The 21209-nt window shown below is 60.4% G+C and carries 18 protein-coding genes and 1 pseudogene; 11 read left to right on the forward strand and 8 right to left on the reverse strand.

Annotated elements, in window-relative coordinates; all coding sequences use genetic code 11:
- The 6 genes and pseudogenes from P2081_RS19810 to modC all read left to right on the forward strand — a co-directional run.
- Positions 1-355, forward strand: a pseudogene (locus P2081_RS19810) (methyl-accepting chemotaxis protein); the annotation flags it as partial.
- 147 nt (positions 356-502) lie between these two features.
- A complete protein-coding gene (locus P2081_RS19815) occupies positions 503-1444 on the forward strand; it encodes a CheB methylesterase domain-containing protein (RefSeq protein ID WP_278924536.1) in 942 nt (313 codons plus the stop codon).
- 22 nt (positions 1445-1466) lie between these two features.
- On the forward strand, positions 1467-2033 hold the full coding sequence (locus P2081_RS19820; protein WP_278924519.1) for a chemotaxis protein CheD: 567 nt from the start codon (positions 1467-1469) through the stop codon (positions 2031-2033).
- A 158-nt stretch (positions 2034-2191) separates the two neighbouring features.
- A complete protein-coding gene (gene modA, locus P2081_RS19825) occupies positions 2192-3001 on the forward strand; it encodes a molybdate ABC transporter substrate-binding protein (RefSeq protein ID WP_278924520.1) in 810 nt (269 codons plus the stop codon).
- Between the two features lie 6 nt (positions 3002-3007).
- Complete coding sequence (gene modB, locus P2081_RS19830) at positions 3008-3700, forward strand: molybdate ABC transporter permease subunit (protein ID WP_278924521.1); 693 nt, start codon at positions 3008-3010, stop codon at positions 3698-3700.
- A complete protein-coding gene (gene modC, locus P2081_RS19835; RefSeq protein ID WP_278924522.1) occupies positions 3700-4797 on the forward strand; it encodes a molybdenum ABC transporter ATP-binding protein in 1098 nt (365 codons plus the stop codon). The genes modB and modC overlap by 1 nt, the downstream gene beginning before the upstream one ends.
- 34 nt (positions 4798-4831) lie before the next feature.
- On the opposite strand, the gene P2081_RS19840 is transcribed toward modC, so the two are convergent.
- Positions 4832-6208 (reverse strand): formimidoylglutamate deiminase, encoded by a 1377-nt coding sequence (locus P2081_RS19840; protein WP_278924523.1) that lies wholly within the window; start codon positions 6206-6208, stop codon positions 4832-4834.
- 83 nt (positions 6209-6291) lie between these two features.
- Between P2081_RS19840 and hutI the strand changes: the two genes are divergently transcribed.
- From hutI to hutU, 4 genes are read left to right on the forward strand one after another with little or no spacing between them, the layout of a single operon-like run.
- The gene (gene hutI, locus P2081_RS19845) at positions 6292-7503 is read left to right on the forward strand and encodes an imidazolonepropionase (RefSeq protein ID WP_278924524.1); all 1212 of its coding nucleotides are present in this window, start codon (positions 6292-6294) and stop codon (positions 7501-7503) included.
- Positions 7500-9038 carry a histidine ammonia-lyase gene (gene hutH, locus P2081_RS19850; RefSeq protein WP_278924525.1) on the forward strand — a complete coding sequence of 513 codons (1539 nt, stop codon included), beginning with the start codon at positions 7500-7502 and terminating at the stop codon, positions 9036-9038. The genes hutI and hutH overlap by 4 nt, the downstream gene beginning before the upstream one ends.
- Positions 9035-9838, forward strand: coding sequence for an N-formylglutamate deformylase (gene hutG / locus P2081_RS19855; RefSeq protein ID WP_278924526.1), 804 nt, complete (start codon positions 9035-9037; stop codon positions 9836-9838). The genes hutH and hutG overlap by 4 nt, the downstream gene beginning before the upstream one ends.
- Entirely contained in the window at positions 9835-11517 is a 1683-nt protein-coding gene (gene hutU / locus P2081_RS19860) for a urocanate hydratase (protein ID WP_278924527.1), read from the forward strand. The genes hutG and hutU overlap by 4 nt, the downstream gene beginning before the upstream one ends.
- Positions 11518-11605: 88 nt before the next feature.
- Here the strand turns inward: hutU and hutC are convergent, their stop codons facing one another.
- From hutC to P2081_RS19895, 7 genes are all read right to left on the reverse strand, one after another.
- The gene (gene hutC, locus P2081_RS19865; protein ID WP_278924528.1) at positions 11606-12295 is read right to left on the reverse strand and encodes a histidine utilization transcriptional repressor HutC; all 690 of its coding nucleotides are present in this window, start codon (positions 12293-12295) and stop codon (positions 11606-11608) included.
- Between the two features lie 83 nt (positions 12296-12378).
- Positions 12379-12828 carry an Lrp/AsnC family transcriptional regulator gene (locus tag P2081_RS19870; protein WP_278924529.1) on the reverse strand — a complete coding sequence of 150 codons (450 nt, stop codon included), beginning with the start codon at positions 12826-12828 and terminating at the stop codon, positions 12379-12381.
- Positions 12829-12930: 102 nt separating this feature from the next.
- Positions 12931-14100 carry a M24 family metallopeptidase gene (locus P2081_RS19875; RefSeq protein WP_278924530.1) on the reverse strand — a complete coding sequence of 390 codons (1170 nt, stop codon included), beginning with the start codon at positions 14098-14100 and terminating at the stop codon, positions 12931-12933.
- Entirely contained in the window at positions 14090-15283 is a 1194-nt protein-coding gene (locus P2081_RS19880) for a diaminopropionate ammonia-lyase (protein ID WP_278924531.1), read from the reverse strand. The genes P2081_RS19875 and P2081_RS19880 overlap by 11 nt, the downstream gene beginning before the upstream one ends.
- Positions 15283-16431, reverse strand: a complete 1149-nt coding sequence (locus P2081_RS19885; RefSeq protein ID WP_278924532.1) for an amidohydrolase — start codon at positions 16429-16431, stop codon at positions 15283-15285. Before P2081_RS19885 ends, P2081_RS19880 begins: the two co-directional genes overlap by 1 nt.
- A gap of 169 nt (positions 16432-16600) precedes the next feature.
- Entirely contained in the window at positions 16601-17125 is a 525-nt protein-coding gene (locus tag P2081_RS19890; protein WP_278924533.1) for a hypothetical protein, read from the reverse strand.
- 395 nt (positions 17126-17520) lie between these two features.
- Positions 17521-18702, reverse strand: a complete 1182-nt coding sequence (locus P2081_RS19895; protein ID WP_278924534.1) for a GAF domain-containing protein — start codon at positions 18700-18702, stop codon at positions 17521-17523.
- 278 nt (positions 18703-18980) lie between these two features.
- Here P2081_RS19895 and P2081_RS19900 point away from each other — a divergent pair, with 278 nt between their 5' ends.
- Positions 18981-21098, forward strand: coding sequence for a molybdopterin oxidoreductase family protein (locus P2081_RS19900; RefSeq protein WP_278924535.1), 2118 nt, complete (start codon positions 18981-18983; stop codon positions 21096-21098).
- Positions 21099-21209: the final 111 nt, after the last annotated feature.

Genomic DNA, 21209 nt, shown 5'->3' on the forward strand with positions numbered 1-21209 from the left:
CGCCGAGGGCGCGGTGGAGCAGTCCACCGGCCTGAACGAGATCAACACCGGGGTGACCCAGCTGGATCAGGTGACCCAGCAAAACGCCGCCATGGTGGAACAGGCAACCGCCGCCGGGCATTTGCTCAACTCTGACTCGACGCAGCTGTCGCAATTGGTTGCTGGTTTTCGCATCAAGGCGGGCGCAACCGTGGCCCGGGTGCAGCCAGATCAATCCAGTTCCATGCCTGCTGGGCAGCTCCCCTCTGCCCATGGTGACGATGATTGGAATGTGGATGACGCGCTTGCATCGTCCGCTAGCGCAGCCTTTGCAGCAGATGGAAATGCCGCCAAGGACCTGTGGCAAGATTTTTAAGTGACGCTCTCCGGGGTGATGAACTGCCCCGGATCGACCATTAACTTCGGTTCTTACCGATCAACCTGACTGGGTGACACATTGCAGCCTCAGAACCTATTGATCATTACAACAGACCGGGCCTTTGCCCGTTCAATTCAAAGCCATATGGAAGCCAGCTATCCGGGAATGAAGGTGCTGTTGGCGAATAACCTCATGATGGCCTACAATCAGGCAGAGGCCGCACAGCCGGTATTTGCCTTTGTCGAGGACGGGTTCACCAAACTGCCCGAATTTGAGATGATGCTGGCCTTGTTCTCAGCGCTTGATACGCGCTGGGTGGCGGTGATGGACAGTGCAGGGGCGACGCCTGCGCGTACGTCTTCGCCCTTGCTGAATGTCGGTGCCGGTATCTTTGAACTGACCAAAACCGATACGCCACAGCAGTTTTCCCAGTATTTTGACATGATGGTCAACGCGCCAAGGCGTGAACAGACCGGCATCCGTGGGATGGGGGGGGCGGCAGCTGCCCCTGTGAAAGACTTCAAGAAAATCATCTTGATCGGCTCTTCCACCGGTGGCGTAGAGGCCCTGCGCAGTGTTCTTGTCGGTTTTCCGGCGCAATGCCCGCCGACCATGATCGTGCAGCATACTGGCAAGAATTTTGGTCAGGGCCTTGTGTCGTTGTTGGATCGGATTTGTGCCGCCAAGGTGGTCCAGGCTGAAGACAATACAAAGCTGGAGGTCGGCCATGTTTACATTGCCGCAGGTCAGCGTCGCCACATGGGGATGACGCAGCGCAAACCGATGCGCACCCGTATGAAAGAAGGCCCGCCGATTTCCGGTCATGTTCCGTCTGTTGACGCGTTGTTCACCTCTGCAGTGCCATATGGGAGTGACGTAGTTGCAGCGATCCTGACAGGCATGGGCCAAGATGGTGCTCGAGGACTGCTGGAACTTCGCAAAGCAGGGGCTGCCACCTTTGCCCAGGATGAAAAGTCTTCTGTGGTTTATGGTATGCCACGGGTTGCTTGGGAAACTGGCGCCGCAGAAAAACAAGTCTCCCTTGCCCGTATGGCTGGGGCTCTTCTTCAGGCCGCCAAGTCCTGATTATGTTGATAAGGAGCGCGCTGTGACAACAGTTTTTGCCAATACTACCTCGGTCACGGTCCTGCAGGGCGAGTACCGGGTTTCGACTGACCCAAAAGTAGTATTCTCTACTGTTTTAGGCTCTTGCATTGCTGCTTGTATCTATGACGCAGAAAACGGCGTTGGCGGTATGAATCACTTCCTTTTGGCCAATGCAAACGGCAACGATGTCAACGCGCGCTATGGTATCCATGCGATGGAACTCTTGATCAACGGCATCATGAAAAAGGGGGCGCAACGGCAAAACCTGAAGGCCAAGGTCTTTGGTGGGGCAAAAATGTCGGTGAACCTGTCGGACATTGGGGCCTCTAACGCGCATTTTGTGCAGGGCTTCCTGCAGGACGAAGGTATTCCGGTGATTTCCTCCAGTGTTGGCGGAACCTCAGCCCGGCGTGTGCGCTTTCATGCGGTTTCCGGAAGCGCCCAGCAGACACGGGTTGAAAATGATCGCCGCCTTGGCGAGCAGGAAATGGCAGCAGCCCGTCGTCCGGCGCCAAGGCCTGCCCAGGCCCCAGCAGCGGCCGATCCGGGTGGTTTGACCCTGTTCTGATTGCGCGTCACCGCTTTTGTCAAAGCCCGTAGCAGGAAACTGGTGCGGGTTTTGGCGTGATATGCGCTGCGCTTTACAGATTTGACTTGCCCCGCATAGATCGCAAAGCTACCCCAAGGGGGAGGTATCTGAAGCAGACTGCGGGAGGGTCTGACGTCGTGTCCCGCATCACTCGGTTTCTGACAGCGGTTGCCTGGCCCGGCCTGTTGGCTCTGGCGGTCCTGCTTGGCGCAGCGGGGGGGCTGCGCGCGGCGGATGTGACGCTGTTTGCAGCGGCCAGCCTGAAAAATGCCCTGGACGAAATCAGCCAGTCTTTTGAAGCAGAAACCGGCTATAGCCTTGCAATCTCGCTAGCGGGATCTTCGATCTTGGCGCGTCAGATCAGTCTGGGTGCTCCGGCCGATCTCTACCTGCCGGCCAGCCCCGACTGGATGGATTATCTGCAAGCCAAGGGACATGTCCTGCCCAACAGCCGCCGAAATTTGTTGGGCAATCACCTTGTTCTTGTTGCCCCCCGCGATAGCGGGCAGCCGATTTCGGGATTTGACGATCCGGGCCTGATGGCGCAGCTGGGACAGGGCAAACTGGCAATGGCGCTGGTGCAGGCGGTGCCGGCCGGGGTCTATGGAAAATCCGCGTTGCAGTGGTTGGGTTTGTGGCAGCGGTTGGCACCGCAGGTTGCCCAGGCGGATAATGTGCGCGCAGCACTTGCGCTGGTGGCGGCGGGTGCGGCACCGCTGGGGGTGGTCTACGCCAGTGACGCCCGGGCGGAACCCCGCGTGATGATCCTGGCCGAATTTCCGCCCCAAAGTCATGCGCCGATCCGCTATCCGCTGGCGCTGATCCGGCCAGTGACCAATGCCGAGACGGCGGCCAGCCCGGCGGCGGCCAGCCTGTACGCCTATCTGCAAGGCCCTGTGGCGCGTGCCGCCTTTCTTGAGGCGGGCTTTGATGTTGATGTCGAGTAACCCCGCATGAGCTGGCTTGGCCCCGAGGAATGGCAGGCGGTGGCGCTGTCTCTCAAGGTTTCGATCTGGGCCAGCCTCTTGACGCTGCCCCTTGGCATCTTTGCCGCCTATGCGTTGGCGCGCTGGCATTTTCCCGGCAAACACCTGCTCAATGGGCTGGTGCATTTGCCGCTGATCCTGCCGCCGGTGGTGACGGGCTATCTGCTGCTTTTGATCTTTGGCCCGCAAAGCGCGGTTGGCAGTGCGCTGCAGCAGATCGGCATTGTGTTTGCCTTTCAATGGACCGGGGCGGCGCTGGCGGCGGCCATCATGGGCTTCCCTTTGATGGTGCGGGCGATCCGCCTGTCGATCGAAGCGGTTGATCCCAAGCTGGAAGAGGCCGCCGCGACCCTGGGCGCCAGTCGGTTCTGGGTCTTTGTCAGCGTGACCCTGCCCCTGATCCTGCCGGGCATCCTGGCGGGGGGCATCCTGGCCTTTGCCAAGGCCATGGGAGAGTTTGGCGCCACCATTACATTTGTCTCGAATATTCCGGGGCAGACGCAGACGCTGCCCTCGGCGATCTATGCCTTTTTGCAGCAGCCCGGCGGTGAATCTGCAGCGCTGCGGCTGGTGGCTGTATCTATTGTGGTGGCCATGGGGGCGCTGGTCCTGTCGGAGGTTCTGGCGCGTCGGGCCAGCAAGCGGATCGGAGGCGCGTGATGCTTGAGGTCGATCTGGTGCAGCAATTGCCGGGGTTTACCCTGGATGTCCGCTTTCAGGCGCCCACGGGTGTGACCGTGCTGTTTGGCGGATCAGGCGCGGGAAAAACCACTGTTGTCAACGCAGTGGCCGGACTGCACCGCCCCGAGAGCGGGCGGGTGGCACTGCACGACCGAGTGTTGTTTGATCTGGAGCGCGGCATCTGGCTGCCGCCGCACCGTCGCCGCATTGGCTATATCTTTCAAGAGGGCCGCCTGTTCCCCCATTTGAACGTCCGCCAGAACCTTTTGTTTGGCCGCTGGTTTGCACCAAAAGGCGCGGCGCGGGACGATTTTGACCGGATCATCGCCATGCTGGGCATCGCCCCCTTGTTAGAGCGGCGCCCGACCGGCCTGTCGGGCGGCGAAAAGCAGAGGGTTGCCATTGGTCGCGCGCTGCTCTCTGCGCCCGATATGATCCTCGCGGATGAGCCTCTGGCGGCGCTGGACGCCGCCCGCAAGGAAGAGATCTTGCCCTATTTTGAACGGCTGCGCGACGAGGTGAAAATCCCGGTTCTCTATGTCAGCCATTCCGCCGCCGAGGTCGCCAGGCTGGCCACCTCTGTTGTGGTGCTGAAGGATGGCCGGGTGCAGCGTCAGGGCAGCGCCGCCGAAGTCTTGGGGGACGCGCAGGTCATGCCAACCGGGGTGCGGGCGGCTGGTGCTCTGCTTGAAGCGCGGCTGCTGCGCCACCATCCCGATGGGCTGAGCGAACTGTCGGCCGGTGGCATTTCCCTGTTTTTGCCGCAGGTGCCACAGGCTCCGGGCTGCCTGCTGCGTCTGCGCATTCTGGCCCAGGATGTCATTCTGTCCCGGCAAAAACCCGAAGGCCTCTCCGCCCTGAACATCCTGCCCGCAGAGGTTGAAAATATCCGCAGCGGCAGCGGCCCCGGCGCAATGGTATCGTTAAAAACGGATGCTGGCCGGGTGTTGGCTCGTATCACACGCCGATCAGCCCAGGCACTGGAGCTGGCACCGGGTAGCCACTGCTATGCGGTGGTCAAATCTGTTGCCATTGCCCGCAGCGACGTGAGCGGCAGCGCGGCTGCCGCCCCATAGCCTCATAGCGCCAGGGCGGCGGTGGAGGCGGCGACTAGCCAATTGCTGCAAGCAGTTCTGTCATGGCGCTGCGATACCGGGCCAGAATCTGATCCCGTGCGATATGGCGCCCCGCCTGAACACAGTGCCGACCGGCAGACCATAGGTCGGTGACCACATGATCCTTGGCCGCAAAGACCAGCCCGTCCAACAATTGATCCTGGCCAAGCGCACAGAGCGAGGGATGATTGCTGTCGATCGCAACCAGATCTGCCAGATGGCCTGGCGCGATGGTCCCGGCTGTACGCCCCAGCGCCTGGGCACCGCCCTGGGCTGCCCCGGTATAAAGTGCATGGCCAACCGAGCCTTCGCCCCGCACCAGCACATTGCGCGACAGATCGCGCAGGCGCTGGGAATATTCCAAGGTGCGCAGTTCTTCGGTGAGCGAAATCAGCACGTTCGAATCTGATCCAACCCCAAAGGCCCCGCCGGCCTCCAGATAGGTTGGACCGTTAAAAGGGCCATCGCCAAGGTTGGCTTCGGTCACCGGGCACAGCCCCGCCACCGCGCCGGATGCCGCCATGGCGCGGGTCTCGGATTCGGTCATATGGGTGGCATGGATCAGGCACCAGTTTTCATCAACCGGCGCATTGTCCAACAGCCACTCCACCGGGCGTGCGCCCAGACCTGCCTGCACCTCCTGCACTTCTTTGGGCTGTTCCGCGATATGGATATGCACCGGGTTTGAGGCATTGCCCTGCGCGGCCAGAACAGTCGCCAGATCATCGGGCGCGGTGGCCCGCAGCGAATGCGGCGCAATACCAACCCGGCAATCGGCGGGCAGGGTGGCTTTCGCATGGGTGCGGGCCTGATCGACCAGTCGGCAGAAACGATCCACATCATTGCCAAAGCGCATCTGCCCCTGTTCCAGTGGCTGTTTGCCAACGCCAGCATAGCTGTACAGCACAGGCAGATGCGTCAGGCCGATTCCGCTGAGCTGGGCGGCTGCCATGATCCGGTCGGAATGTTCGCTAAGATTATCATAGGGCTTGCCAGATTTCTGGTGGTGCAGATAGTGGAATTCTCCAACCGAGGCATAGCCCGCTTCCTGCATCTCCAAGAAAACCAGCGCTGCGATGGCTTCGATCTGCTCTGGGGTCAGATGCGCGGTAAAGCGGTACATCAGGTCGCGCCAGGTCCAAAAGCTATCACGCCCGGCCTTGCGGTATTCCGTCATCCCGGCCATGGCGCGCTGAAAACTGTGGCTGTGCAGATTTGCCAGCGCTGGCAAAATCGTATCGACGTGCTGATCTCCGGCCTGTGGTTCGGCCCCCGATTCAATGGCGCTAATCGTACCATCGCGCAGGGTCAGCCGGGTGTTTTGTACCCAGCCAGTGGCCAGAAGAGCTCGGTTTGCAAAGATCACGGTCATGTCACGTCCTCATTTTATGTCTAGACATATGGCATATTGATTTGTACCAGAAAAGAGGGAAATGCAGAATTGGTGAGGCAGATATGCAGGACGTCAATCAAGTTTTAGTCGCGCTTCGCGCCGCAACCATGGGCGAGACGGCCGCGCCCTATGGTCTGATAGAGGCGGCAGCGATTGCCCTGGTCGATGGCAGGATCGCCTGGATCGGTGCCGAGGCAGAGCTGCCGACGGACTATGCCGATTTGCCCAAAACTGATCTGGGAAACCGGCTGGTGACGCCAGCGCTGATTGATTGCCACACCCACGTTGTGCACGGCGGCAACCGTGCCGCAGAATTTGAACTGCGGCTGAATGGGGCCAGCTACGAAGAGGTGGCCCGCGCCGGCGGTGGTATTGTTTCTACTGTTGCCGCGACCCGCGCCGCCAGCGTCGACGCGCTGATCGCACAGGCATTGCCCCGCGTTGATGCCATGCTGGCCGAAGGCGTCAGTACCATTGAGGTGAAATCCGGCTATGGGCTGGACCGTGAGACCGAGCTGAACATGCTGCGCGCCGCCCGTGCCCTGCCGCAGCACCGTCCCATTCGGGTGGTGACCAGCTTCCTTGGTGCCCATGCCATCCCGGCAGAGTATAGCGATCGCCCCGATGCCTATATCACCGATGTCTGCATCCCCACCCTGCGGGCTGCGCATCAGGAAGGGCTGGTTGATGCGGTGGACGGGTTTTGTGAAGGCATTGCCTTTTCCCCGGATCAGATCGCGCTAGTCTTTGATGTTGCCCAAGAGATGGGCCTGCCAGTGAAGCTGCATGCCGAACAACTGTCGAATCTTGGCGGGGCGCAGTTGGCGGCGCGATATGGCGCGCTCTCGGCGGATCATATCGAATATCTGGATCAAGATGGCGTAGAGGCCCTGGCCGCAGCCGGCACCGTTGCCACTATTTTACCAGGCGCATTCTACACGTTGCGCGAAACCCAGGCACCGCCCATTGCGGCGCTGCGCGCGGCGGGTGTGCCGATGGCACTGGCAACCGATTGCAATCCCGGCTCTGCGCCGATGACCTCTTTGTTGCTGACGATGAACATGGGCTGCACCCTGTTCCGCATGACCCCAGAAGAGGCTTTGCGCGGCGTCACATCCCATGCGGCCCGTGCCCTTGGCCTGACCGATTGCGGTACCCTCGCGGTTGGTCAGCGCGCCGATCTTGCCATCTGGGATGTCAGCCACCCGGCTGAACTGGCCTATCGTATCGGCTTTAACCCGCTTCACGACCGCATTTTTGGAGGCTCCCAGTGACCACAGTAACCCTGACCCCCGGCAATGTTTCCTTGGCAGAACTGGAGCATGTGTTTCGCACAGAATGCCCCGTGCGCCTGGATGCAGCCTGTCGCCCCGCCATTGAACTTGCCCAGAGCCGCATTGCCGCAGCCGCCGCCGGCGAGGCCGCCGTTTACGGGGTGAACACTGGCTTTGGCAAATTGGCCAGCGTCAAGATCGCGGCGCAGGATACCGCCACGCTGCAGCGAAACCTGATTCTCAGCCACTGCTGTGGTGTCGGCCCGGCCATCCCGCGTGGCCATGCGCGCTTGATGATGGTGCTCAAACTGCTGAGTCTGGGGCGCGGTGCCTCTGGGGTGCGGCTAGAGGTCGTCGATCTGCTAGAGGCCATGCTGGAGGCGGGCGTCACCCCGGTCATTCCCGCCCAGGGTTCGGTTGGAGCTTCGGGAGATCTGGCTCCGCTGTCGCATATGGCGGCCGTGATGATGGGCGCTGCCGAGGCTGAGTATGATGGCAAGATCATGCCCGGCGCCGAGGCCCTGGCCGCCGCCGGTCTTACCCCGATTGAGTTTGGTCCCAAAGAAGGGCTGGCGCTGATCAATGGCACCCAGTTTTCCACGGCCTTTGGCCTGGCCGGGTTGTTTGGGGCCTGGGCCGCGGCCCAAAGCGCGCTGGTGACCTCGGCGCTGACCACGGATGCCATCATGGGGTCCACCGCGCCGTTGCAGCCCGAAATCCACACGCTGCGCGGCCATCGCGGCCAGATCGAGGCGGGCGCCACCATGCGGGCCTTGCTGGAGGGTTCGGTCATCCGTGAAAGCCACCGTGAGGATGACGCACGGGTGCAGGATCCCTATTGCATTCGCTGCCAGCCGCAGGTTGTCGGCGCGGCGATGGATGTGCTGCGTCAGGCGGCGCAGACGCTTGAGATCGAAGCCAATGCCGCCACCGACAATCCGCTGGTGCTGGTGGGCGCCGACTTGATCGTTTCCGGCGGGAACTTCCACGCCGAGCCTGTCGGTTTTGCCGCTGACATGATTGCCTTGGCAATTGCCGAGATCGGCGCGATTGCGCAACGCCGCATCGCCCTGATTGTCGACCCGGTGCTGAGCCACGATCTGCCGCCTTTCCTGACGCCAAACCCCGGCTTGAATTCGGGCTACATGATCGCTGAGGTGACGACCGCCGCATTGATGAGCGAAAACAAACATCTGGCCAACCCATGCGTGACCGACAGCACGCCAACATCGGCCAATCAGGAAGACCACGTGTCGATGGCGGCCCATGGTGCGCGTCGCCTTGGGCAGATGCTGCAGAACCTGGAACGCATCCTCGGGGTAGAGCTGCTCTGCGCGACGCAGGGTGTCGAGTTCCGTGCGCCCCTGCCAACCAGCCCGGCGCTGTCGCAGGTGATGGCACAGCTGCGTGCGCAGGTCGCCCCGCTGGGCGATGACCGTTATACCGCCCCCGACATCGAAGCGGCCTCGGCGCTGATCACCAGCGGCGCGATTGCCCGTTGTACCGATGTTCCCATGCCGGAGCTTTCTGCATGATTGCGCCCGTTGAAATCCACCGGGGCGATAGCCCCCTGGTGCTGGGGCTGCCGCATACTGGCACCCATGTGCCTGCCAATATCCTGGCAAACCTGAACCTGCGGGGCCGGGGGCTGGATGATACAGATTGGCACATTCATCAGCTTTATGAAGGACTTGTACCCCAAGTCACTACGGTGCGCGCTACCTTCCATCGCTATGTGATTGATGCCAATCGCGACCCTTCAGGACGCTCGCTCTATCCGGGGCAAAACACCACGACGCTGGTGCCGCTGACGGATTTTGATGGCCATGATATTTGGGATCAGCCCCCCAGCGCGACCGAGATTGACGCGCGTCGCGCCGCCTTTCACGCGCCCTATCATGCCGCGCTGGAGGCCGAGCTAATGCGGGTGCGGGATCTGCATGGCTTTGCCATTCTGTATGATTGCCATTCGATCCGGGGGAATATCCCGTTTCTGTTTGACGGCATCCTGCCGGATTTCAACACCGGCACCAATCTGGGCACCACCTGCGACGCTGAAATTGAACAGATCGTCACAGGGATCTGCGCCGGGGCTGAAGGCTACAGCTCGGTATTGAATGGCCGTTTCAAAGGCGGCTGGACCACCCGCCACTATGGCCGCCCCGATGAAGGGCTACACGCCATCCAGATGGAATTGGCGCAGTCCACCTATCTTAGCGCTGAGGCTGCGCCCTGGACCTATGACCAGACCAAGGCCAGCCGCCTGCGCGTTCACCTGAAACATATACTTAACAGCCTGGTTGACTGGGCTCCTCAGACCGGAGGTACAACATGACCGATCCCCGCAAGAATACCCGTGACATCTATCCGCCCACTGGATCCGAGATCACCGCGAAAAGCTGGCAGACCGAAGCGGCGATGCGGATGCTGATGAACAACCTGCACCCGGATGTGGCGGAAAACCCGCATGAACTGGTGGTCTATGGTGGCATCGGTCGCGCCGCGCGTACCTGGGATGATTTCGACCTCATCGTTGACAGCCTGAAAGACCTGGAAGACGATGAAACCCTGCTGGTGCAATCCGGCAAGCCTGTCGCCATCGTCAAGACCCATGCGGATGCACCGCGGGTGCTGATTGCCAACTCCAATCTGGTGCCGCATTGGGCCAACTGGGATCACTTTAACGAGCTCGATAAAAAGGGTCTGATGATGTACGGTCAGATGACCGCGGGCTCGTGGATCTACATCGGAACCCAGGGCATCGTGCAGGGTACCTATGAAACCTTCGCCGAAGCTGGGCGCCAGCACTATGATGGCGATCTGACAGGCAAATGGGTTCTGACCGGTGGCCTTGGCGGTATGGGCGGTGCCCAGCCTTTGGCGGCTGTCATGGCCGGCGCTTGCTGCTTGGCCGTGGAATGCAACCCCGATAGCCTCGATTTCCGCCTGCGCACCCGCTACCTGGATGAAAAGGCGGAAACCCTGGACGAAGCGTTGGAAATGATCGAGCGCTGGACCAAGGCAGGCGAGGCCAAATCCGTTGGCCTTCTGGGCAATGCCGCCGATATCTTCCCCGAGCTGCTGGCCCGTGCCGAAGCAGGGGGTATCCGCCCCGATATCGTCACCGATCAGACCTCGGCTCATGACCCGGTGAACGGTTATCTGCCGCAGGGCTGGACCATGGGCGAGTGGAAGGAAAAGCGCGAGACCGACAAGAAAGCCGTTGAAAAAGCCGCCCGGGCCAGCATGCGCGTGCAGGTGGATGCGATGTGTAAATTCCATGCCATGGGTGTTCCCACCGTGGACTATGGCAATAACATTCGCCAAATGGCGCTGGAAGAAGGGCTAGAAAACGCCTTTGATTTCCCCGGCTTTGTCCCGGCCTATATCCGGCCATTGTTCTGCCGCGGCATTGGTCCCTTCCGCTGGGTGGCGCTGTCTGGTGACCCAGAAGACATTCGCAAGACCGACGCCAAGATGAAAGAGCTGTTCCCCGAGAACACGCATCTGCACAACTGGTTGGACATGGCGGATGAGCGCATTGCCTTTCAGGGCCTGCCAGCGCGGATCTGCTGGATTGGTCTGGGCGATCGCCATAAGGCCGGGCTTGCCTTCAATGAGATGGTCAAGAATGGCGAGCTGAGCGCGCCGGTTGTCATTGGTCGGGATCATTTGGATTCTGGGTCGGTGGCCTCGCCCAATCGCGAAACCGAAGCCATGATGGATGGTTCTGACGCGGTTTCGGATTGGCCACTGCTAAATGCGCTGACCAATACGGCTTCGGGTGCAACCTGGGTATCGCTGCACCATGGTGGTGGCGTTGGCATGGGCTTTTCCCAGCATTCCGGTGTGGTGATCTGCGCCGATGGCACCGATGCGGCGGCCAAGCGGCTGGAGCGGGTGCTGTGGAACGACCCCGCGTCGGGCGTCATGCGTCACGCCGATGCGGGCTATGAAGAGGCCAAGGATTGCGCCCGCGTGCACAATCTGCGCCTGCCTGGCATCTTGAAGTAAAACACTGGCGGCAACGGGTTCAATCGGGCCCGTTGCCCAGCCTAAATCACCCCCCACGCGCGGCCATAGCTGCAGGTTTGGCACCTGTCTAATAGCGGCTGGTCATACGATGACCGGGACGGAAGCTCTGGCGGACAAAGGTGATGGCTTCGCCTTTCAGCCAGGTAGAGCGTTCAACCGTGAACAGCGCTGCCCCCTGCGCGCAGCCCAGATGATCCGCCAGGTCCGGCGTTGCTGCCGTCGCGGAAAAGGCAATCTCGGCATCCGAAAACGGCACAGTCGACACGAGCCACTCATTTGGCCCGATCTCGGAAAAATCAGCCTCTTGGGCCTGTGGTAGCAGACCAAGGCTGATCCAGCGTTCTTCGAACTGATAGGGCGCGCCATCCGCATAATGCATACAGGTCAGGCTTAGAACCGGGCAATCGGCCGCCAGCTGCAACCGTGCGCGCAGCCACTGCGGTGCCGCCACGACGTCCTGGCTGACCAGCGCATAGCGGTATGTGGAATTTTGTTCTTCGATCTCGACCCGCACGATGGGGATGGAAAACCGCGCCTGGCGCACCGGTGCCATCCGCACGCGGGTGCCAGCCTTGCGGCGGCGTTCGACCACGCCCTCATCGGCCAATTCCCGCATCGCGCGGTTGACGGTGGCGCGGGCGCAGCCATAGATTTCGGCCAGATCCATCTCATTGGGCAGCAGCCTGCCTGGCTCCCATTCACCAGAGGTGATTTTCGCCATGATGTCCGATTTGACGTCTCTGAATGTAGCCTTCATGTGACTCTGCTCCTGATTAAGCACAATCATAAGGCGGTTTTGTCTAAGAGTATAGCCATGAGCCAACAGGCCTTGCGGGCAGCCTATAGCACATCAAGCGAGACTTTGACCCGTTCCATTACTACTGAGCTGTTGAACCGGCTGACATTTGATTCATCAAAGAAGTGTTCTTGGGTAAACGCCTGATATTCAGTGATATCCTGAACCACGACAATCAGGATGAAATCGGCCGCGCCAGTGGCGTAATAGCACTGTTGTACCTGCGGTGCCGCCCGCATGCGATGTTTGAAAGCATCCAGATGCTGGCGGCTTTCGCGCTCCAGCAGCACTTCGACAATCACCGTCATCTCGCGGCCAAGCTTGGCAGCAGATAGCACCGCGATTTCGCGTTCGATCACCCCGGTCTCGCGTAGCCGCTTCAGGCGTTTTTGCACGGCTGTTGGCGACAGGCCTAACTCGGCGCTCAGCGCCTCTGCGGTCAGGCGGGCATTGTGCTGAACCTGTTTCAGTATCTTGAGATCTTTGTCATCCATATGCAGATAAAGCGTGGAACCCCGACAAAGGACAAGCTGAATATCCAGTCCGTCCAGGCCCAATGCCCCGCGTGCCCCTTGTAAGATTGGCCAAATTACCGGTTAAATTACTGGCAGCTCGGGCGCCGCTCGCTGGCTGAGCAGTCTTGCCCCCTGATCGGTGATGACGATATTTTCCTCATGCACCATGATTAGCCCATCACCGTACCCCAGCGAAGGCTCCAGCGTCAGCACCATGCCTGGCTTTAGCGGACTGTGCTCAAATGCAGCGATAGAGGGCTGTTCGGTCAGTTGCATTCCCAGCCCGTGCCCCAGTCGCCCGATGTCGCCGCCCTGCGGGGCCATCTCGGCAATTACGCGCTGCATTGCCTGGAACAGATCGCAAATGCTGTTCCCCGGTCTGGCCGCCGCCAGCCCCGCCTCGGTGGCGCGCCACAGCACATCATAGGCGCGGCGGGCTACATCATCGGCAGAGCCAATCGCAAAATTTCGGTCAAAATCGCAGAAGTAGCCATCCCAGCTGGCACCAGTGTCCAGCATCAGGATATCGCCCTCTTGCAGGCGGCGGGGGCCAGGTGGCGAGATCACATCAACATAGCCGCCCGGCCCGGCACCGCCAACCAGATAGGGCAGATCATCTGCCCCCTGGGCCAGCCCGGCGCAGCGAAAGGCCCGAAAGGCTTCTTCCAGGGGCATGCCCTGCGCAATCAGTTCCGGCACTTTGGCAAAGGTTGCAGACCCGATGGCGCAGATATGGGACAGCTTGGCGATCTCGGCCTCGGATTTGACCATGCGCAACCCCTGCACCAACCCAGTGGCATCTGCCAGATCCAGTCCTGGCAGGCTGGTCAGCAGCCGCTGCCAATCTGCCAGCGGCATTCGCCAGGCGGTTTCGTGCCCGGTCAGAACCCCGAGGCGACCGCGCCGTTGCGCCAGTGGTGCCAAGAGGTCTTGCAACAGGCTGATGCCATCGTCCTGCGGGGCAGGGGCGTTCCAGCTGCGAATGTCGTCGATCCAGGTTTGACGCATCAGGGCGGCGCCAATTTCAGGGATCACCGCGATGGGTTTGCCGGTGGCGGGTACAAACAGAAACCAGGGGCGTGTCGGGCTTTGCCAGAACAGGGTGTGAAAGCCGCTGAAATAGCGCACTTCTGGTTCAGACAGCAGCAGCAGCCCGTCCAGACCCTGCGCCAACATCAACGCCTGCGCCTTTTGGGTGCGGGCGGCAAATTCGGCCTCGGCAAAGCCGCGCTCTGGCGGGTTATGCAACATCGCTGCCTGCCATGATCCGGCCAAAGATTTCTGGGTCGGTGACGCCTTCAGAGCCGATCAGCAAGACCCGCGAGTCGCTTGCCAGCCCCAGCTGCTGTGCCAGCGCAGGATCGGCGCAGGCGGCAATCAATGCCGCGAGCCCCGCAACCGCGCTTTCGCCGGCCTCGACGCTGGGATCTCCCGGCAGCGGGCGGGCCAGCAGCCGGACAGAAGGGGCCACCAGGCTATCCGGGATTGTCAGGAAATCGGCGGCTTCCTCGGACAGGATCTGCCAGGCCATGGGAGAAGGCTCGCCGCAGGACAGGCCAGCCATCAGGGTTTCCTCTTTGATGGCAAAATTGGTCGACCGACCGGCGCGGCCACTGGCAATGAGGCAGGCGGCCAAGGCCGGTTCCACAATGACCACCCGCGGGGCCTGTGCCCCCCAGTGCTGGCGCAGGCCGGCCGCAACCCCGGCCGCCAGTCCTCCAACCCCACCCTGCAAGAACACATGGCTGGGTGGCTGTTTCAGTTCGTCACAGATTTCTTGCACCATCACGCCATAGCCGGCCATCACATCGCGGGGCGGTTCTGAATAGCCCTGCCACGAGGTGTCGGAAACCACAAACCAGCCGTTTTCTGCCGCGTCCTGTTTCGCGAACAAGACCGAGGCGTCATAATCGCCATCAATACGGATCACTTCGGCGCCCAGATCACGCATCGCCGCCGCACGGCCTGCGCTGACCTCGGCGTGGATGTAAATGCGGCAGGGCGCGCCAAAACGCTGGCAGCCCCAGGCGAGCGAGCGCCCGTGATTGCCGTCGGTGGCCGACACCAGGGTGACCTTCGCGGCCTCTGCGCGGTATTTGCCTTTGCGAATATCTGCCAGCTTGACTTCATGGCCCAGCCGGGCCGAAATTTCGCGCTGCAACACGCGCAGTGCCGCGTAAGACCCGCCAAGCGCCTTGAAGCTGCCCAGGCCAAATCGTGGGCCTTCGTCCTTGTAAAGCACCGCCCCGACGCCGATCCTGGTGGCCAAGGACGCCAGAGATATCAGCGGAGTCGGCTTGTAACCGGGCCATTGGCAAATCTCTGTGCGGGCGGCGGCAAAATCCTGAGGTGTGATCACCTGCAGGGCGGCATCACCCGGCTGTTTCGTCGCGGCAAAGTGATCCAATCTGGTAAAGGGAAGCAGGTCTGACATTACACGGTCTTTCGCTTGGGAAGGCGATCGCGCACCAGGGCGGCCCAAAGCTCGGCCCCGAGCGGCAATAGCGCATCGTTAAAGTCATAGTCTGCCGCATGTAGCGGCTGGCCATTCGGCCCATCGGTGCCATTGCCCAGCAGAAAAAAGCACCCCGGCACAGCGGCGGTGAAATGGGCGAAATCCTCAGAGAAGGTCATCGGGGGGCAGTCAGCCAGGGTCTCCAACCCCTGCGCCTGCGCCACCCGCACCAGGGCCTGTACCGGCTCTGGCGCATTCAGGGTTTCGATGAACTCGGTGTCAAAGCTGATCTCGACCTGGGCGCCATGGGCGGCCGCCAGGCCAGTGCTGATCTGGCGGATAAAGCGTTCTAGCGCCTGGCGGTCGGTCGGCTGACGCGCACGCACGTCACCTTTTAGCGTGACCTGTCCGGGCAGAACGTTGCGCTGCCCATCGGTGATGAATTCGGTGACCGAAACCACCGCCCCCGCCGCCGGATGCAGTTTGCGTGAAACGATGGTTTGCAGCGCCATGACCAGTTCGGCACCCAGGCTCAGCACCTCAACCCCGACATGCGGCATCGAGGCATGACCGCCCTGGCCGCGCAGGGTGATTTCAAACAGGCTCTCGCTGGCGCAGATTTGCCCGACGCGGGTTGCCACCTGACCCAGCGGGGCACCGGGCAGATTGTGGATGGCATAGACCTCTTGCATCGGAAACTGATCCAGCAGGCCAGCGTCAAGCATGGCACGCGCGCCCAGCCCATGTTCTTCATTGGGCTGAAAGATGAACACCACGGTGCCGTCAAAATCCGGATCCGCCGCCAGCTTTTCTGCCGCCCCCAGCGCCATAGCCATATGCCCATCATGGCCGCAGGCATGCATCACACCGGGATTCTGCGAGACGTAGTCATGGCGGCTGATCTCTTGGATCGGCAGGGCATCCATATCGGCCCGCACCCCGATGGCGCGATTGCCGGTGCCGGATCGAAGCAGCCCAATTACGCCGATGCCTTCGTGCACCTCCAGGCCGAGATTCCGCAGCCGCTGCGCCACAAGGGCTTTGGTACGTTGTTCCTGAAAGCCCAATTCAGGCTGCTGATGCAGCTGTCGCCGCAGGGTCGTCAGGCGATTGTGAAACGTGGGCATGGCAAAACCTCTCTGCTGGTTTTGCACTTTAGTCAAAATCACCAAAGAGAGGCATCAAAGATGTACAATAGTATGCGGAATATAATCTTATTTTGGCTATTTGGTGACTATTTTCATCACCGGCTCTGCGCCCGGGCCCTGCCTTCTACGATTGCCGTGGCGCGGTTTCTTAACAGGCGCGCACACCCATGCGGATAATCTCGCTGCCTTTGATCTTGAACAGGCGGTTGATGCGTTTGCGCCCGGTCTGCATATACCATCGGTTCAGTTTCGCTGGGTAGTGCTGGGCAATAATGCGGGAGTAATAGTCGAATTGCTCGGGCGAGAGGGGGTGACCACTTTCAGATGGCCCATGAAACCCAAATTGGGTTCGTGGCGAAATGCAGGTATTGGGCAGGCTTAGCAGCAGAGTACAGGTTGAATAACAAACCCTTCCACGGATTTCCACCTGCCGCCCCGAGGCGCGCAGTTCGCGCAGTTCTATCAGGCGCTCGCGCAGAAAACCGCCGCGATCGTTGCGAACAATATAGGGGGATTGCCCCGTAGCCGCAGTAGATCCTGCCGGGATGAACAAGGTCAGAGCGATGAGCGCAAGGGTCGCAACCGCTTTGCCAAGATTTAGCAGATAGGTATTAATACCTTTGGTGGGTTCGGATTTTGTGGCAGGGTTCGCTGCACTTTCTCGATGGCCCATTTCGGGTGTCCTCGCAGTAACGTCTTTGGTCGAGGACAGGGCTAAGCAAGCGAAATGTATCGCTTGTGGGTCGGGTGTGGCGAAAGTCGGGCTCTTGTTTCTAACTTGATGATAATTTTCAACGAGATGGGTCCGGGGGCGCCAGAAGAACGGTGCCAATCAGTTGGAGTACAAGCTGCAGAACGCCATGATCAGTCGCAGGCTCTGCCGTGGTGCTGTCGGTCAATACCCATAGCAGCCTGACGCCGACCCGGGTGCCCGGTCCAGAGGGTTGGCTTTGAGAGGGGGCGCGCTGATACAGATGATCGAGAGGACCAGAAATATCCCGCTCCAGGCGGCAGCGCGAATGCCCCGCAGAGTACCAGGTTGTCGACAGATTGTAGCGGGATAGGGTGTCAGCCTAGCAGTTTTTGCACCTCTGTCAATTCTGCCTGCAAGATCTGCAATTCGCTGTCGGGAACATCGGTTTGCTGGGCAACCAGATCGGCAAGACGCCCGTGCATCAGGTCCAGCTTTTGGTGGATCCCGTTCATAACTTGCTTTGGCATGTCCAGCGCGGCCTGCGGAATTTGTGCGGCCTGCTGTTCGGCCTGGTATTTGCGTAGTTCCGATGTCACTCGCGATGAAAGCAGTTTGAACAGGTCCGATTCCAGGCTTTTGGCCATCAGATCACGGTCATGTTGCAGTGCAAGATGGCCAATGACCTGGCCAGCTTCATTGCGAATATTCATACCCAGATAAGAGATAAGGTTGTCTGCCGCTCCGGTGCCCGGACCGTGAGATTGATTTGGGAACATCTGCGGCAGCAGGCCATGGGCCAATACAATATCCTGTTCCTTGAGCTGCGCACAGGGCCCTATATGATAGGCAATTTTCTGGCCTTCGGATTCGGTGAGCGGCTTGCCGTCCTGGCAAAAGGCCAGGACGCGGAAATGGCTTTCATCGTCGATGCGTTCTGCGATAAAGGCCGCGCGCACCTTCAGGGCGGTTTGCATTTGTTCACACAGCAAGCTCAACGTGCCAAGGTTGTCGGTGCGGTCGGGGCCTTCTGCAAGAGCAGACAGGATACGCATCGCATGTAGCGTCACCAGTTCCGCGCTGAGCCGACTAACGAACATGCTCATGATTTCAATGACGTTATCTGCTTCTTCCTGGTCAAGTTCACGCCGCCAGGAGGCTTGGATCACACCAACGGCTTCGCCTTCGGGGCTTTCTAGCGGCATGGCGACATAGCTTTGGATCTGTTGTTCGATAAAGATTTCGTCGTCTGGGTAGGCGGCCTGAGCACCAGACAGGATTACCTGGGGCTGTGAGGTATTGACCACATTGCAGCAGGGGGTCACGCAGGACTGATAGGAAAAGTCGGTAATGGCTGCGCCATTCATATAGCCGGCAAGAACGTTGAACCGGTCGTCCTCCATCACCATCAGTTCCCCGATAGAGACGATATCGGCACCAAAACAATCGGCCAGGGTTTCGACAAAAAACTGCATGAAACTGCGCCCGGTTGATGTCGCAAGGATCAGGAGTTCGTCGGCCCCCCCTTGCCCGAGAGTGTCGTGTTCCTGTGTGGTCATCGTTTTCTCGCCCTGTACCTGCCACATGAAAAGTCTGTCTCTCACCGGGATCTTAGCAAACCTGAAAATTCTTCATATTTCGTTTACATGTCCTAGATGGTGTTTGCCTGGATTTGAATTGGTGCAGGGGCAAAATTGCGGGATTTTGATCCAGGCTGTGCAAAGTTACGTTTGGTCCTGACGGCAACGCAGCAAAATAACACCCTGCAAAGGGCGGAAACGGTCGGCTAGGCTTTGTATTCTAGGCCATGAAACAGATGATCCAACCGGAGGCAGCCATGAGCGACCTGAAAACCCAGTACCGAACCTGCAATATCTGCGAGGCAATGTGCGGGTTGGTGATCACCCATGATGAAGACAGGGTGCATGCCATCAAGCCGAATCCGGCGGATCCGCTGTCGCGTGGGCATATCTGCCCCAAGGCCATAGCCCTGCAGGATTTCCGCACCGATCCCGACCGGGTGACCCGGCCGCTGAAAAAGGTCGATGGCAGCTTTGTTCCGATCAGCTGGGAAGAAGCCTTCGACTTTGCCGCACAGCGCCTGCGCGCGGTGCAGGACCGTCATGGCAATGATGGGGTTGGCGTTTATCTGGGCAATCCAAATGCGCATAAATTCGGCAATCTGCTGAACCTGCCGGGGCTGGTCAAGGCGCTTGGCACCCGCAATCGCTATTCCTCGGCGACGGCGGACCAGATCCCGCATCACGTGGCCTCTGTCCATATGTTGGGGCATCCGATGCTGATCCCGGTGCCGGATGTGGCGCGCACCGATCTGATGTTGATCTTGGGCGGCAATCCTGTGGTCTCCAATGGGTCGATGATGACGGCGCCCGGCTTTGGCAGGCGCATGGATGAAATCAAGGCCCGTGGCGGCCGGGTGGTGGTGGTTGATCCGCGCCGCACCGAAACCGCCTCGCGCGCGGGTGAGCACCTGTTCATTCAGCCCGAAACCGATGCCTTCTTGCTGCTGGCGCTAATCCATGAAGTCTTTGCCCAGGGGCTGGCGGATCTGGGAGGGCTGGCGGGTATCACCGATGGGCTTGAGGCCCTGCAGGCTGCGGTTGGCCCCTTTAGCGCTGATCTTGCGGCGCATCACACCGGCATTGCCGCTGCTACGATCCGCAGCCTGGCCCGTGATTTTGCCCAGGCCAAATCGGCGGTGTGCTATGCCCGCATGGGGGCCTCAACCCAGAGCTTCGGTGGCCTGTGCCAGTGGGCCAATAATGTGCTCAATATCATCACTGGCAATTTTGATCGTCCGGGCGGTGCGATGTTTACCAGCCCGGCCCTGGATTATGTCGGTATGAGCAGCCGCAAGGGTCAGCGGCGCAGCTACCCTGAAAAACGCTCGCGGGTGTCGCAGCAGCCACTGTATAATGGTGAATTCCCGGTCTCGGTCATGGCCGAGGAAATGGAGACACCAGGCGAAGGTCAGATCCGGGCGCTGGTCACGGTGGCGGGCAATCCGGTGCTGACTGCGCCCAATGGGCCGCGTATCGACCGCGCCTTGGCGCAGCTGGATTTCATGGTCTCGATTGACCTGCATATAAATGACACCACCCGTCACGCCGATCTGCTCCTGCCCGCCTCGGTGGCGCTGGAAGAAGACATCTATGATATGGTGTTCCACAGTTTTGCCGTGCACAACACCGCCGCCTATGCGCCGCCAATATTTGCTCCGCCCAACGGCAACCCGCAGGAATGGGAAGTGATCGCCCGGCTGGCGGCGCGGCTCTCGGGGTCCAACCGGATCGGGCCTTCTCCCACCCAGATGCTGGAGGCTTTACTGTCGCAGGGGCACCACCCAGAGGCAGCCTCGCTTGCAGCGCTGCAGAACGCACCGGCGGGGTCGGTCGATCTGGGTCCCTTGGTGCCCAATATCGCCGAGCGTCTGGAAACCCCGGAGGGTCGGCTGGCGCTGGCGCCGCAGGTCTTTCTGGATGATCTCCCGCGGCTGCTGGCGTTTGAACCTCCGGTCAGCGCAGAGTTCCCCTTGGTGATGATCGGTCGTCGTCAGGTGCGCAGTCATAACAGTTGGACCCAAAACAGCCCCCGGCTGGTCAAGGGTCGCAATCGCTGCACCCTGCAGATCAATCCCGCAGATGCGGTGCGCCTGGACCTTGCCGACACGCAAGAGGTCCAGGTCGACAGCGCCACCGGCAAGGCCTGCCTGCCCGTCGAGATCAGCGAGGACATCGCTCCGGGGGTGGTTTCCATCCCGCAGGGCTGGGGCCAGCGCCAGGGACGGTTGAATACCGCCACCCAGGTCCAGACGGTGTCGATCAATGACCTGACCGATGATAGCCGCATCGACCCGATCAGCGGCAATGCCGCCTTTAACGGGGTGCCGGTGCGCCTTACCCCGCAAAAGCCCCGGGCCAGCGCCGCCAGCTAGCGGTTTGGTATTGTGCGATTTGGGTCGATCACGCGTGATTCATGTACGAGAGTTGAGTGAGTCTGTGTGTAAGTCTGTGTGTAAGTTCTGATTTGGTGTTTTGGGTTTGTT

Source organism: Pseudophaeobacter profundi (genome assembly GCF_029697505.1).
Lineage (GTDB): Bacteria > Pseudomonadota > Alphaproteobacteria > Rhodobacterales > Rhodobacteraceae > Pseudophaeobacter > Pseudophaeobacter profundi.

What these genes read in the sequence shown, in the direction of transcription:
- P2081_RS19875 (WP_278924530.1), bottom strand. Translation starts at nt 14,100, where the DNA reads ATGTTGCATAACCCGCCAGAGCGCGGCTTTGCCGAGGCCGAATTTGCC.
- P2081_RS19890 (WP_278924533.1), bottom strand. Translation starts at nt 17,125, where the DNA reads ATGGGCCATCGAGAAAGTGCAGCGAACCCTGCCACAAAATCCGAACCC.
- P2081_RS19885 (WP_278924532.1), bottom strand. Translation starts at nt 16,431, where the DNA reads ATGCCCACGTTTCACAATCGCCTGACGACCCTGCGGCGACAGCTGCAT.
- hutI (WP_278924524.1), top strand. Translation starts at nt 6,292, where the DNA reads ATGCAGGACGTCAATCAAGTTTTAGTCGCGCTTCGCGCCGCAACCATG.
- P2081_RS19880 (WP_278924531.1), bottom strand. Translation starts at nt 15,283, where the DNA reads ATGTCAGACCTGCTTCCCTTTACCAGATTGGATCACTTTGCCGCGACG.
- hutU (WP_278924527.1), top strand. Translation starts at nt 9,835, where the DNA reads ATGACCGATCCCCGCAAGAATACCCGTGACATCTATCCGCCCACTGGA.
- hutG (WP_278924526.1), top strand. Translation starts at nt 9,035, where the DNA reads ATGATTGCGCCCGTTGAAATCCACCGGGGCGATAGCCCCCTGGTGCTG.
- hutC (WP_278924528.1), bottom strand. Translation starts at nt 12,295, where the DNA reads ATGAAGGCTACATTCAGAGACGTCAAATCGGACATCATGGCGAAAATC.
- P2081_RS19870 (WP_278924529.1), bottom strand. Translation starts at nt 12,828, where the DNA reads ATGGATGACAAAGATCTCAAGATACTGAAACAGGTTCAGCACAATGCC.
- P2081_RS19895 (WP_278924534.1), bottom strand. Translation starts at nt 18,702, where the DNA reads ATGACCACACAGGAACACGACACTCTCGGGCAAGGGGGGGCCGACGAA.
- P2081_RS19900 (WP_278924535.1), top strand. Translation starts at nt 18,981, where the DNA reads ATGAGCGACCTGAAAACCCAGTACCGAACCTGCAATATCTGCGAGGCA.
- P2081_RS19840 (WP_278924523.1), bottom strand. Translation starts at nt 6,208, where the DNA reads ATGACCGTGATCTTTGCAAACCGAGCTCTTCTGGCCACTGGCTGGGTA.
- modB (WP_278924521.1), top strand. Translation starts at nt 3,008, where the DNA reads ATGAGCTGGCTTGGCCCCGAGGAATGGCAGGCGGTGGCGCTGTCTCTC.
- modC (WP_278924522.1), top strand. Translation starts at nt 3,700, where the DNA reads ATGCTTGAGGTCGATCTGGTGCAGCAATTGCCGGGGTTTACCCTGGAT.
- P2081_RS19815 (WP_278924536.1), top strand. Translation starts at nt 503, where the DNA reads ATGGAAGCCAGCTATCCGGGAATGAAGGTGCTGTTGGCGAATAACCTC.